The following is a 12,697-nucleotide window of genomic DNA, read 5'->3' as shown; positions in this document are numbered from 1 at the left end:
TCGATGTCCTCCGCGTCGCCGATACGGCGGCCGAGCAGCTCACGGCCGCCCCACATGAAGTAGACGATCACGCTGAGAACGAGGTTGAACAAGAACGAGGCCGCGAACAGGAGTGTGGGGTTGCCGGGCAGGTCGGCCTTCTCGACGACTCCGTTCGTGATGCCGCCGAAAATGCTCATCGGTGAGAAGCCGCCGGCGCTGGCCCCGTTGATGATCAGCAGGCCCATCAGCATCGGATGGATGCCTGAGCGAACGGCAAAGCCCATTCCGATGGGGGCGATGATCGCGACCGCGGCCGGGACCACCGCGCCGATCGCCGTGAGAGAGGCAGTGACCAGGAACATCACCCAGGGAATCAGGCCGATACGGCCGCCTACCGCCCGGATGGCGCCGTGCACGAGCCAGTCGACCGTTCCGTTGCTCTTGGCAATGGCGAACAAGAAGGTGACGCCGACGAGGATGACGAACAAGTCGCCGGGAAAACCCGCGAAGATCGCGTCGGTCTTCTCTTCCGCGTCCGCCCCGTCGAGGACGGAGAGGCCCAGGACGAACGCCGCGACGATGGCGAGGACGCCGAGGTTCACCGGGCGCACGGTGGCGACGAGGAAGATGCCCGCGAGGATGAGGATGGAGACGAGTTCAACAGACAAGGGAACCTCCCATTGGGGGATGGCATGGGTCTGTTCCGCCGGATGGCTGTGCGCCGGGCCCGTCGCGCCACCCGCGGCTCGCATACATCAGGGCGATCTTCCGCCATACGAAATCAAGATTCCGCGGACACCGTCCGGCTGGCGGTGAGTATGAGCAGCGTCACAGCCGGAGGTCAAGGTCTGCGGCACACGCGATTCCGGGAGCCGTCTCTCGCGCCGTCTCCTCGCCAACGCTCCCACCAGCGACGATCGGCACCGGCGCGGGTCGTCGCGAAACCGTCGAACAACGTCAGGCCGGAGCGGCGTTCCCGGTGGGTCCGGGGGAGCCCAGCTCCGCGGCCACCTGCTCGGCGGCGTCGCGGACGAGTGCGCCGTATGTGGCGCGCAGTTCCTCGGTCATCCTGCTGGTCGGCACGTTGACGCTGATGCTCGCCACGGGCAGCGCGGACTCGGCGACGACGGCCGCTGCGACGGCAGAGACGTCGGTGCGCCACTCGCCGCCGTTGACGGCGTAACCGCGCTCGCGGGTGACCTGCAACTCCGCCATGAGCAGGGCGGGGTCGACGATCGTCGCGTCCGTGTAGCGGGCCAGCCCCGCGCCGACGTAGCGCTCGATCGCTGCTGCGGGGCTGTTGGCCAGCACGGCCTTGCCGTTGGCCGAGGCGTGGAGCGAGAGGTTCATGCCCAACGGCATCACGATGCGTACGGGCTTGGACGTCTGGAGCCGTTCGATCAGCACGACCCTGTCGCCGCTCTCCGGAATCGTGAGGTGGACGGTCTCGTCGGTGCGGCGCCGCAGCTCCTCCATGATCGGCACGGCGGCGTCGCGCAGGCTCAGCTCGCTGGTGGCGCGCCGTCCGACGTGCAGCGCCTTGGTGGTGACCGCCCAGCGGGTGGTCGACTCCCCGGCCTGCCTGATCCAGCCCGCAGTGTGCAGCGTGACGAGCGCGCGCTGGACCGAACTCTTCGGCATCTCAAGCGCCCTGGCCAGGTCGGCGACACCGACCGGCTGCCGGACGGCGACCTCCTCCAGCACGCGCAGCGCATTGAGCACGCTCTGCATCCGTTGACGCCCCCTCCGGTCGACCCTATGCTCCGTGTGTCGCAAGACGGTACAGCGTTCCACCATGTGGCACAACGACGGGAGTCTCGATCGTGACAGTGAGCACCGGCCGCCACTTCCTCCAGATACCGGGTCCGACCAACGTCCCCGATCCCGTGCTCCGGGCGATGTCGGCACCCACGATCGACCACCGCGGCCCGGGGTTTGCGGCGCTGACACGGCGGCTGCTCGATGCGCTCGGCCCGGTGTTCGGTACCTCGGATCCGGTGGTGATCTATCCCTCGTCGGGCACCGGAGCGTGGGAGGCCGCCCTGGTGAACACCCTCAGCCCCGGGGACCGCGTGCTCTGCTTCGAGACCGGCCACTTCGCCACCCTCTGGCAGGAGATGGCCCGCGGTCTCGGCCTGGAGGTCGACTTCGTCCCCGGGGACTGGCGGCACGGCGTGGATCCGGCGGCCGTCGAGGGCAGGTTGTCCGCCGACCTCGCTCACTCCGTCAAGGCGGTCTGCGTCGTCCACAACGAGACGTCCACCGGCGTCACCAGCCGCGTCGCCGACGTGCGGCGGGCCATCGACGCCGCGGGCCATCCGGCCCTGCTGCTCGTCGACACCATCTCGTCCCTCGGCTCGATCGACTACCGGCACGACGAGTGGGGGGTCGACGTCACGGTGGCCGGATCGCAGAAGGGCCTGATGCTGCCGCCCGGGCTGAGCTTCAACGCCGTCAGCGCCAAGGCACTCCGGGCGGCGCGGACCTCCGCGCTGCCCAAGTCCTTCTGGGACTGGCACCCGGTGATCGCGGCGAACGAGCGGGGCTTCTTCCCGTACACCCCCGCCACCAACCTGCTCTACGGGCTGGAGGAGGCGCTGCGCATGCTCCAGGCCGAAGGGCTCCCGCAGGTCTTCGCCCGGCACGCCCGGCACGCCGCGGCGACACGGGCCGCGGTACGGGCCTGGGGCCTCGACGTGCTGTGCGCCGACGAACGCGAGCACTCCGGCTCGCTGACCGCGGTGCTCATGCCCGACGGCCACGACGCCGACACCGTGCGCAAGGTCATCCTGGAGCGCTTCGACATGTCGCTGGGCGCCGGTCTCGGCAAGCTCAGCGGCCGGGTCTTCCGGATCGGCCACCTGGGCCACTTCAACGACCTCGCCCTCGCCGGCACCCTCGCCGGCGTGCAGATGGGCCTCGAACTCGCCGGTGTCCCCGTCGATCCCGCCGGGCTCACCACCGCGCTCGACGTGCTGCGCTCGGCGTAGCCGCACCCCCCCCGCCTGCCAACCGCGGGCTTCCGCCGTCGGCCCACGCCCGTCCGCCCGGCCGCCTCGCCCACGCCGTAAAGGAGCACCGGATCCGATGACCGCGCCCGACAGCAGCGCCCCGGCCGCCGCACCCGAGCGAACGTCCACCTCCCACCGCGAACTGGAGCGGGCCCTGCGGGCCGGCGTCGAAGGCGAGGTCCGGTTCGACGACTACACGCGGCACGTGTTCTCGCGGGACGCCAGCATGTACGCGATCACCCCCGTCGGCGTGGTCTTCCCCCGGCACGCCGACGACGTGGCGGCGGCGGTGCGGGCCGCGGCCGAGCACGGCGTACCGCTGGTCCCGCGCGGCGCCGGGACGAGCCTCGCCGGGCAGACGGTGGGACCCGGCCTGGTGCTGGACATGTCCCGGCACATGAACCGCATCGTCGAGATCGACGCCGAGCGGCGTACCGCGCTCGTCGAACCCGGCGTCGTACAGGACGAGCTGAACCGGGCCGCCGCCGCGTACGGCCTGGTCTTCGGTCCCGACACCTCGACCAGCAACCGCGCCACGATCGGCGGGATGATCGGCAACAACTCGGCCGGCAGCGGCTCCCTGCGCTACGGGATGACGATCGACCACGTCCGCGAGCTGGACGTGGTGCTCTCCGACGGCACCCGCACCCGCCTGGGTCCCCTGGACGAGGCGGAGTGGTCGCGCCGTGCCGCCCTGCCCACGCTGGAAGGCGAGATCCACCGGCGGCTCCCGCAGCTCGTCCGTACCCACGCCGGAGCGATCGCGGACGGCTTCCCCCCGTTCTGGCGCCGCGCCTGCGGCTACCGGCTGGACCGCATCGCCGAGCAGGAACGGCCCGACCTGGCAAAATTCGTCGTCGGCTCGGAGGGCACGCTGGTGGTGGCCACCCGCGCCCTGGTCGACCTGGTACCCAAGCCGCGCCGCACGGTCATCGCCGTGGGGCACTTCACGTCGACGCCCGCGGCGATCGCCGCCACCGAAGACGCCCTGACCTGCGACCCGGCGGCCGTCGAGCTGATGGACCGCACCATCCTCGACCTGTCCCGCCAGAAGATCGAGTACGCCGCCCTGGGCTCCATCCTGGTCGGCGACCCCGGCGCGCTGCTGTTCGTGACTTTCTCCGGAGACGACGAGACCGAGCTGCTCGAACGGCTGGACAAGCTCGTCACCCGCTGGGCGGAGAACGGTCACGGCTACCACACGATGAAAGCCGTCACGCGGCCTCAGCAGCAGGCGCTGCTGAAGGTCCGCAAGTCGAGCCTGGGGCTGCTGATGGCCGCCAGCGAGGGCACGCGGCGGCCGCTGGCGTTCGTCGAGGACACCGCCGTCCACCCCGCCCATCTTGCCGACTACACCCGCCGCTTCAAGGAGGTGCTGGACCGGCACGGGCTCGACGCCGGGTTCTACGGACACTGCTCGGTCGGCTGTCTGCACATCAGGCCGTTCGTGGACGTCGCCGACCCCGCGGAGGTGACGAGGATGCGGGCCGTGGCGGAGGAGATCAAGAACCTCGTCGCGGAGTACGGCGGGGTCAACTCCAGCGAGCACGGGGACGGCCTGGCCCGTAGCGAGTTCAACCGGGAGCTGTTCGGTGACGCACTCTACGGGGCGATGCGCGAGGTCAAGCGGCTGTTCGACCCCGGCGACCTGATGAACCCCGGCAAGATCGTGGACGCGCCGCCGATGACCGAGAACCTGCGGGACGCCGCCCTTCCCGCAGCGCCGCCGCTGCGGACGCACCTGGACTTCGAGGTCGTCGGCGGCATGCGCGGCGCGGCCGACCGGTGCATGAACATCGGGCTGTGCCGCAAGGGCGACACCGGGGTCATGTGCCCGTCGTACATGGCGACACGGGAGGAAGAGCACTCCACCCGCGGCCGGGCCAACGCGCTCGTCAAGGCGCTGTCCGAGCCGGACCCCCGCCGGGCGCTCGGCGACGAACGACTCCACGAGGTCCTCGACCTCTGCCTGATGTGCAAGGCGTGCAAGAGCGAGTGCCCTCTCGGAGTGGACATGGCCACCCTGAAGAGCGAAGCGCTCGCCCAGCACCACGACGTCCACGGGGTGCCGCTGCGCTCACGTGTGTTCGGTTCCATCAGGATGCTGAACAGGCTGGGCTCGGCGACCGCGCCGCTCGCCAACCTGCTCGGCCGGCTGCGCCCGCTGCGCCTGCTGGCCGACCGTCTGCTGGGCATCGCGCCGAACCGGCCGCTGCCGGTGTTCCGGCGGCGCAACCTCGTCCGGTGGTTCCGCCGCCGGGACGCCGTGGTCCGGCAGGGCGGCCCGGGGCGGGTCACCTTCCTCGCCGACTCCTTCACCACCTACACCGATCCGGACGTCGGGCGGGCGGCCATCGAGCTGCTGGAGCACTCCGGCTGGCGGGTCGAGTTGGCGGGCGGCGGCTGCTGCGGCAGGTCCAGCCTGTCCAAGGGCCTGGTGGAACAGGCCAAGAGCCAGGCGAGCGCCCTGCTCGACACCCTCGGCGAGACCGCGGGAGCCGGCTCGCCGATCGTCGGCTGCGAGCCGTCGTGCCTGATGACCCTGCGCGACGAACTGCACGTCATGCTCCCCGGCGACCCCCGGGTACCCAATGTGGCGGGACGCGTACGGCAGGTGGAAGAGCTGCTCCTGGAGGCCATCGACGAGGGCCGCCTGACCCTCGCCGAGAATTCCTGGCTCGCCGGGCGCAGACTCCTCTACCACGGGCACTGCCACCAGAAGGCGGAGGTGGGAACCGCCGCGACGGTGGCGCTGCTGAGCCGGATACCCGGCGTCCGGATCGAGGAACTGGACGCGGGCTGCTGCGGAATGGCGGGGTCGTTCGGCTTCGAGTCCGAGCATTACGAGGTGTCCATGACGGTCGGCGGCGACAGGCTCTTCCCCGCCGTCGACGCCGAACCGGACGACACCGTCGTCGCCGCCTCCGGTGTCTCCTGCCGGCAGCAGATCGTCCACGGCACGGGCCGCGATCCCTGGCACCCGGTACAGCTCATCCAAGAAGCGCTCGCCCCGCAGGCGTGACCAGAACCGGGGCGCCGGCCCGGTCGTCCCGTACCGCAACGTGGGGTGAGAATGCGCGGATGCGTGCGTTCACGACCACCACCTCCGACGAGGCGGCGGCCGATCTGCGCGAGCGGCTTGCGCGCACTCGGTTTCGCGAGGCCCTGCCGGAGGAGGATTGGAGCTGGGGGACGCCGCAGCCGTGGTTGCGGCGACTTGTCGAGCACTGGCTGCACCGCTACGACTGGCGCCGTACGGAGGCCGAGTTGAATGCTCTGCCCCAGGTCGTCGGCGAGTTCGCCGGGTTGCGGGTGCACGCCTTCGTGGTCCGCCGGCTCCTCCCAGCACCCCTCTGACGACCATCGGCCGGATCGGCGTGAGCCTCGGCTTCCGCAGCTCCGTCACATGACGGCCTCCCTGGCTCCACGCCCGGATTCCGGCGCCCGAGAGCGCTTCGCGGCAACGTAGCCGGGTGGGCCCAGGTTCATGGCCGAGGGACAGCAGCGCCCGCGGCCCAGCCGCTACCTGAAAGCAGGCAGCACGATGAAGGAGCGGCGCCGAGCGACCACGACACCCCGCCATCGGCGCGGAGCGCGAGCCGCTGGATGCAGCGGCCGCGGACGCGGCGCGTGCCTACGCTGCGTAGAAGCGCGCCGACGCCGACCAACTCGCCGGGGTCCTGGAGGACATCGCAGACTACGGCCTGCCGCCCGCCCGAACTGCGCGAATACGCCGACGACGTCGACGACGTCCGCGTCATCTCCTACGTCACCGCCCACCGCCCACCGCTCTGCGCACCGTCATCGTCATCGCCTACGTCGGGTACTGAGGCGCCGCCAGTGGCGTGCTGCTGAACGGGCGCGTGTGCCGCTGGTCGGCTGGCTCGGCACCGGGGCACACCACGTGCGCTGACCTGGGATACGAGCTTTCATGGCCCTGCCCCTCCCCGCAGCCGGGCCGCAAACCCTCCTTGCCCTGTCCTCCGTCTTGCTCCGTTCGCGGGCTGGTGCAGGTGGGTCAGGCCGGGGCCCCTCAGATGGGTGACGCGGTCCGTTATACCGGCACGGCGGGTGCCCGGGGCTTCAAGGGGCCTGTCAAATGTCCACCGACTGTCGGGCCCGTTGGGTTCTTATTCATGTGAATGAGGGGATCTCTCATGGTCAGCTGCGATCAGCTCCAACAAGAGATGGACCAGTTCGACGGCTCAGGCTCGGGGGGGGGAAACGTCCGAAGCACTGGCGTACCTGGCGCTGTACGCCATGGCCAAAGCGCAGGGTTGTTCCTTCCTGGAGCATCACGACCGCTACCACGAAGACCCCACGAAAGGCGGCGCGGGCAAGCTGCACAGGCTCGCGTGGAGCGATCAAAGCCAGAAGGACACGCCCATGCTGGGTGTCGACACGGAGGGGTGGGTGCATGGATGGAAGCGCGACCGGGCCGACACTTTCACATTCGTGTGCACCGGGGAGACTGGCTGGCACGGAAAGCGCTACTTCATGGTTGTCGCCTCGGGTGCTCATGCTGGAAAGGTCGTCACTCAGGAAGATTACGGGCACCTCCGGGCCCATGCGCCCAATAACGGTCTTGACCGCTGGACCATCTCCTTGAACGAAGGTAATGGGTGGGACGGTTGGTCTTTCGACAACGTCGGAGTCGGCGATGACCATTTCGGTGTGCTCGACTGCCCAAGAGACGGCACGGACAGGATGATCGTCCACGCCTGGAACGGCGATCCCAACCAGATGTTCTGGTTCCGCCCGCCGGACTACAACGGCTAGTGTCCCGCGACCGCGCACCTGACCCGCCGGGCCCCTGGTCGCCTCGGCAGCGGTCCAGGACCTGGTGCAGGCGCGGGGCCTTCTCGGAGAGGACATCGATGCAAGAAGGAGGACTGGACCGCCTCCCAGCGCTTCAGCTACGACGGCAACGAGGTCAGCGAAGCCGACGGCAAGCTGATCAACGAAGCCCTGAAGGCACTGCGGTTCTGCGACGTCTGAACCGGCACCCTAGCGTCCTGAGTCGGAGATTTGTCGTTGGTCTGGTGTGAGTCGTCCTGGACCGAAGATTCCGCCGTTGCCCGTAACCGATGCCGAGCGGGCTGTGCTTGAGGGGTGGGTGCGGCGGCGGTCGACCGTGATTTCCACCATCGAGGGCGTAGACGAGAACTGCGCAGCACTTATACGAGCCAACGCCATGGCACCCAACCCGCTGGACTTGCTAGGAGAAACTCGGCATCTCGACGTGAACAAAATCAAATGCTCGATCATGTCACGCGAAGAGCGCCACAACTACCAACTTTTGACCGGCGGCGCACCCACGGGTGTCACGGCGCTCCTCTGCGCCTCCGACCTCAAGCCAACTAGAGTCCTTCAAGGTTGGCGTTACGACGCCCGAAGGTCTTCTGTCATTTCTGAGAATTTCGGAGCTTCGCGCCCCAGGCTTTGGCGGCGCTGCGAGCCGGAGGGACGCCTTCCTCCCGTGTCGGGGTTCCTGTCCGCGCGACTGCGCCCAGCACGCGGAGCAGACTGGTGTGGAGTGCTTCCGCTGCCTTCTTGCTGGACATCCGGCCGGCGTCCAGCTCGTCGCCCGCAGCGTGGCCGAGGTTGATGGTGACAGCGACGAGCCAGTCCGGTGAGAGTCTGCCGTCGAATTCCCCGGTCTCCTGACCGCGCTGGATCACCTGCTTCAGCCGGTCGGCGACCGGCGCATGGCGTTCGTGGTCGGTGTGCGGGTCAACGGGCAGCATGCTGATCTTCTGGAGCAGGACGGGGTATCGCCCGGCTGTCCGGTTACTGGCATCGAGGAGTCGCAGCAGGGCATCCGCAGCAGGTCCCGTGTCAAGGCCGGCGGCGTCCATCGCGGCGACCGCTTCCTCGGTGATCCGGTCGAGGGCTGCTGTCAGCAGTTGTTCCCGCGAGGGGAAGTGGGCGTAGACGGTCTGGCGAGTCACGCCTGAGGCGGTGGCGATGACTTCGATGCTGGTGTCGGGATGGGCGTTCCCGGCCGCCGCCCGTTGTCGATGTCGTCTTGCCGCAACCACTTCGACAACGTGACGGGATGGATGCCGTGCTCCACCGCCGTTTGCTTGGCCTGCTTGCCAGCGCGGACCAGCGCGATGGCACGCGCTCGGGACCTGCTGCCGGTGCCGGGATGTCTGGCCGGCCGGGGTGGGCGCCGGAGGCTACTGCCACCGGAAGATGATCGACGCGGTGCGCTTGAGGCACTCTCGATACGGGCATGGCGCTTGCGTAGCGTAGGACACCGTATGCAGGTCCCCGATCGAAGGTGGCGCTCGTGAAGTTCAGCTACGCCATGCTCCCCGACTACCCCGTGGCCGAGTCCTTGGATTCCATTCGATTAGCGGACGACCTGGGCTTTTATGCATGTTACGCGGCCGACGAGACCTGGCACAAAGATCTGTGGCTGCTGTTCGCGGCGGCAGCCGGCCGTACCGAGCGGATTCGGCTCGGGCCGAGTGTGTCGCCGGTGACCTTGCGGGAGCCGACGCTGATCGCGCAGGCACTCGCCACCCTGGACGAGCTCACCGGTGGCCGCGCCGAAGGCGTGCTGTCCAGCGGCAACTTCGGACTGCTCGCCCAGTACCGGATCGACTGGGCTCGCACGAAGCCGCTGTCGCGCGTGAAGGAAGCATTGCAGGTGATGCGTACGTTCCTGGACGAGGGTGCCCTCACCTACGAGGGCGAGTTCTTCTCCTACGACGGGCTCTTCACCTTCGCGCGGCCTGTGCAGGAACGCCTTCCGCTCAAGCTCGGCGCGATGCGCGGGCCCAAGTCCTTCGAGGCGGCCGGGGAGTTGTCGGACGGCTGCCATCACGCGCTGAGCTACACCCGCGAGGCGTACGAGTACGCGGTACGGCACATCCGTACCGGGGCCGAGCGTGCAGGCAAGGACTGGCGATCGCTCGACATCGGGGCCTGGGTGGTCTTCGCCACCGGGCCCGACCCGGCGGTGGCCAAGGAGGCGGCGCGCAGCATGGTCGGCATCTACGCCTCTTCCATGCCCGAGGAGCAGCTGGTCCGCAACGGAGTCGACCCGGCGGAGTTGAAGCCGGCCATCGAGGCGATCGCCGCCGGAGACCTGGCCCGAGGCATCGAGCTGACCTCGCCGCAGGTCGCCGAGCGGCTCTCCATCGCAGGTACGCCCGAGGAGTGCCTGGAGAAGATCCAGCGGGACATCGCACCCAGCGGTGTCAACCACATGATCTGCGCCATCACCGACCGCACCCTGGTCAAAGCCTTCACCGGCCGCGACCTCACCGAGGCAGCCGATGTGAACACGCAACTGCGGCTGATCAAGGAGCGGATCATGCCGGCCTTCACCTGACCCAGGCAGCAACGCTGCCGCCGATTACGTACCACCTGCCGGTTGGCGCTGGCCCAGCTACCGAAGGCTACCGGCGCGGGCGGCACGGCATGACCATCAGGACGCCATCCACACCGCCGTCCTTTCCGTTCCGGCCTCCGCGTGACGAAGGCCGTCGAACCCGGCGGCGACTGCTTGAAGGGCTGGCCGAAGGGGATGCGGCTGATCGTCCGCAAGGAACGTCCACACCTTGGCGCCCGGTTGTGTTTCACCGATGCCGACGGCATGGGCCTGACGGCGTTCGCTACCAACACCCCGACGCCACGATCGAGGCGCTGAAGTTGCGGGACCGCCACCGGGCCCGCGCCGAGGACCGCATCCGCACCGCCCGGCCACCGGCATGCACAACCTATCCCTGCGCGACGCCACCCAGAATCAGCTCTGGCTGGAGATCGTCCAGCTCGCTCTGGAACCGCTGATCTGGCTGCCGATGCCGGCCCTGACCGGCGCCGCCCGCCGCTGGGAGCCCCGCCGCCTGCGGCTACGGCTGTTCTCCGCCGCCACCTCCGCCGGTGCCGTCGGCCCGTTGAACCTGCTGGAGGCCACCGGCCGGATCACACCGCTGGACCTGCGCGTCCCGGAGGTCCAGCTGACGGACCTGCGCCAACGGCTGGCCCATGTCCGGCTGCCCGAGCAGGAGACCGTCACCGACAACTCCCAGGGTGTCCAACTCGCCGAGCTCGCCGGCCTGCTGCAGTACTGGCGCACTCAGTACGACTGGCGCCGCTTCGAACGGCAGATCAACGCCCTGGGCCAGTACCGCACGCAGATCGACGGCCTGGGCATCCACTTCCGGCACGTCCGCTCCCGGCACCCGAACGCCACGCCGCTCCTCCTCACCCACGGCCGGCCGGGCTCCTTCGTGGAGTTCGTGAAGGCGATCGGCCCCCTGACCGGCCCCACGGCGTACGGCGGCAGCCCACAGGGCGCCTTCCACGTGGTCGTCCCCTCGCTGCCGGGGTTCGGCTTCTCCGACCCGACACCGCCTCCTCCTCCGCCCGCCTGTACTGGGAGAACTACGGCGCCTCCGGGCTGACCAGGCTCGACCTGCCGGTCGGGCTGAGCGTCTTCCCCCGCGAACTGGTCCGCACCCCCAAGATCTGGGCCGAGCGCGCCTATAGCAGCCTGGTCTACTGCAACGACCAGATCCCCTACGGCGGCCACTTCGCGGCGTTCGAGCAGCCCCAGCTGTTCACCCAGGAGGTCCGGAAGTTCGCCCGACTGGTGAAGTAAGCCCCCCGGCGGCGAACGGGCCGCAGCGACGGCGGCGGCAGAGGTGAGGACACCTCCACCGTCGCCGCCCTCCTCCGTGCAGCCTGGGAACTGGCGACGGCGCTCCGCGTTCGGGCTGAGCCTGGATGACGTCGTCACGGCATTGCCGAAGCGTGTGCTGAGCAGGAGGGAGGACGTCCTCCGAGGCCGGTCGGCCCCCGGCTTTGCCCAAGGGGAGCTCTACCTCCACCGGCCGAGAACACTTCGGCATGTCGGTCCGCGTCTTCGAGCCCTTCGGCAGAACGAAGTACAGCTTCCACGTACTGCGGCACACCTACCGTGGTGTCGCTGGCGCGATGGCTCGGGTTCCTCCCTGGCCGTCACACTCAGTTACTATGCTCACTTCATGCCGGAGGCCGGAAGCAGAGGGTGCACCGCCATCGACGGTTTGCCGGGGAGTCAGGAGGGTCTCGATGCCAGCCGAAACTCCCCAGAGTCTCCCCAGGGCTGGTCGGAGCCGATCTCCGCGTCCCGCCTTCACCGTTCCCTCCGTCGATTGCAAGGTGGAAACGTTGGATGGCCTGGGATGATGCTGCGAAAAGTCACCGCTACCCGCTATGTCACGCCGCTGCGTGAAGGCGGGTCGCTCCCCGGCGTCGTCGAGGCGGACGACCTCGGCACGTACGTCATGAAATTCACCGGGGCGGGACAGGGCCGCAAGGCGCTGGTCGCCGAGGTGATCAGCGGGGTGCTGGCACAGCGCCTGGGGCTGCGGGTGCCGGATCTGGTCGGGCTCCAACTCGATCCGGTCATCGGGCGCTCCGAGCCGGACGAGGAGGTGCAGGCGCTGCTCAAGGCCAGCGGGGGGCTCAACCTCGGCATGGACTTCCTGCCCGGCTCGCTGGGCTTCGACCCGCTGGCCTTCCGGGTCGACGCCGCCGAAGCCGGCCGGGTGGTGTGGTTCGACGCGCTCGTCGGCAACGTCGACCGGTCGTGGCGCAACCCCAACATGCTGGTCTGGCACGGCGATCTGTGGCTCATCGACCACGGCGCCACCCTGATCTGGCACCACAACTGGCCCGCCGCCGCGGCCGCCGCCGACAAGCCG

General features: G+C 69.2%; 10 protein-coding genes and 2 pseudogenes. 8 read left to right on the top strand and 4 right to left on the bottom strand.

Going from position 1 to position 12,697, the window contains the following annotated elements; translation table 11 throughout:
- The coding region (locus H5J30_RS06685) for an SLC13 family permease (RefSeq protein ID WP_258563151.1) at nucleotides 1–650 on the bottom strand (650 nt) is incomplete at its 3' end.
- A gap of 289 nt (nucleotides 651–939) precedes the next feature.
- Nucleotides 940–1,713, bottom strand: a complete 774-nt coding sequence (locus H5J30_RS06680; RefSeq protein WP_181786229.1) for an IclR family transcriptional regulator — start codon at nucleotides 1,711–1,713, stop codon at nucleotides 940–942.
- Between the two features lie 92 nt (nucleotides 1,714–1,805).
- Between H5J30_RS06680 and H5J30_RS06675 the strand changes: the two genes are divergently transcribed.
- From H5J30_RS06675 to H5J30_RS06660, 4 genes are all read left to right on the top strand, one after another.
- Nucleotides 1,806–2,972: a pyridoxal-phosphate-dependent aminotransferase family protein gene (locus tag H5J30_RS06675; RefSeq protein ID WP_181786228.1), complete on the top strand. Its 1,167-nt coding sequence runs from the start codon at nucleotides 1,806–1,808 to the stop codon at nucleotides 2,970–2,972.
- 97 nt (nucleotides 2,973–3,069) lie between these two features.
- Nucleotides 3,070–6,015, top strand: a complete 2,946-nt coding sequence (locus tag H5J30_RS06670; RefSeq protein ID WP_181786227.1) for an FAD-binding and (Fe-S)-binding domain-containing protein — start codon at nucleotides 3,070–3,072, stop codon at nucleotides 6,013–6,015.
- Between the two features lie 59 nt (nucleotides 6,016–6,074).
- Nucleotides 6,075–6,350, top strand: a complete 276-nt coding sequence (locus H5J30_RS06665; RefSeq protein WP_181786226.1) for an epoxide hydrolase N-terminal domain-containing protein — start codon at nucleotides 6,075–6,077, stop codon at nucleotides 6,348–6,350.
- A 903-nt stretch (nucleotides 6,351–7,253) separates the two neighbouring features.
- Entirely contained in the window at nucleotides 7,254–7,772 is a 519-nt protein-coding gene (locus H5J30_RS06660) for a hypothetical protein (protein ID WP_181786225.1), read from the top strand.
- Between the two features lie 626 nt (nucleotides 7,773–8,398).
- On the opposite strand, the gene H5J30_RS06655 is transcribed toward H5J30_RS06660, so the two are convergent.
- Both H5J30_RS06655 and H5J30_RS06650 read right to left on the bottom strand, forming a co-directional pair.
- Nucleotides 8,399–9,034 carry a TetR/AcrR family transcriptional regulator gene (locus tag H5J30_RS06655; protein WP_181786224.1) on the bottom strand — a complete coding sequence of 212 codons (636 nt, stop codon included), beginning with the start codon at nucleotides 9,032–9,034 and terminating at the stop codon, nucleotides 8,399–8,401.
- Nucleotides 8,992–9,111: pseudogene (locus H5J30_RS06650) on the bottom strand (IS3-like element ISAar24 family transposase); the annotation flags it as partial. The pseudogene H5J30_RS06650 and the gene H5J30_RS06655, both read right to left, overlap by 43 nt.
- A gap of 177 nt (nucleotides 9,112–9,288) precedes the next feature.
- Between H5J30_RS06650 and H5J30_RS06645 the strand changes: the two are divergent.
- From H5J30_RS06645 to H5J30_RS06630, 4 genes and pseudogenes are all read left to right on the top strand, one after another.
- Nucleotides 9,289–10,338 carry an LLM class flavin-dependent oxidoreductase gene (locus H5J30_RS06645; RefSeq protein WP_181786223.1) on the top strand — a complete coding sequence of 350 codons (1,050 nt, stop codon included), beginning with the start codon at nucleotides 9,289–9,291 and terminating at the stop codon, nucleotides 10,336–10,338.
- Nucleotides 10,339–10,512: 174 nt separating this feature from the next.
- A pseudogene (locus tag H5J30_RS36495) lies at nucleotides 10,513–10,879 on the top strand (transposase); the annotation flags it as partial.
- 24 nt (nucleotides 10,880–10,903) lie between these two features.
- Nucleotides 10,904–11,413: an epoxide hydrolase N-terminal domain-containing protein gene (locus H5J30_RS06635; protein WP_258563152.1), complete on the top strand. Its 510-nt coding sequence runs from the start codon at nucleotides 10,904–10,906 to the stop codon at nucleotides 11,411–11,413.
- A gap of 765 nt (nucleotides 11,414–12,178) precedes the next feature.
- Nucleotides 12,179–12,697, top strand: a 519-nt coding sequence (locus H5J30_RS06630; RefSeq protein WP_374100949.1) for a HipA family kinase, incomplete at its 3' end; no start/stop codon positions are given.

This window comes from Streptomyces phytophilus (assembly GCF_013870535.1).
Classification (GTDB): domain Bacteria; phylum Actinomycetota; class Actinomycetes; order Streptomycetales; family Streptomycetaceae; genus Streptomyces; species Streptomyces phytophilus.
The sequence above is the reverse complement of the archived record's forward strand: the minus strand, read 5'-3'. Positions and strand labels throughout refer to the sequence as shown.

Excerpts from the sequence above, each read along its gene's own strand:
- H5J30_RS06680 (WP_181786229.1), bottom strand. The coding sequence starts at position 1,713 with ATGCAGAGCGTGCTCAATGCGCTGCGCGTGCTGGAGGAGGTCGCCGTC.
- H5J30_RS06670 (WP_181786227.1), top strand. The coding sequence starts at position 3,070 with ATGACCGCGCCCGACAGCAGCGCCCCGGCCGCCGCACCCGAGCGAACG.
- H5J30_RS06665 (WP_181786226.1), top strand. The coding sequence starts at position 6,075 with ATGCGTGCGTTCACGACCACCACCTCCGACGAGGCGGCGGCCGATCTG.
- H5J30_RS06660 (WP_181786225.1), top strand. The coding sequence starts at position 7,254 with ATGGCCAAAGCGCAGGGTTGTTCCTTCCTGGAGCATCACGACCGCTAC.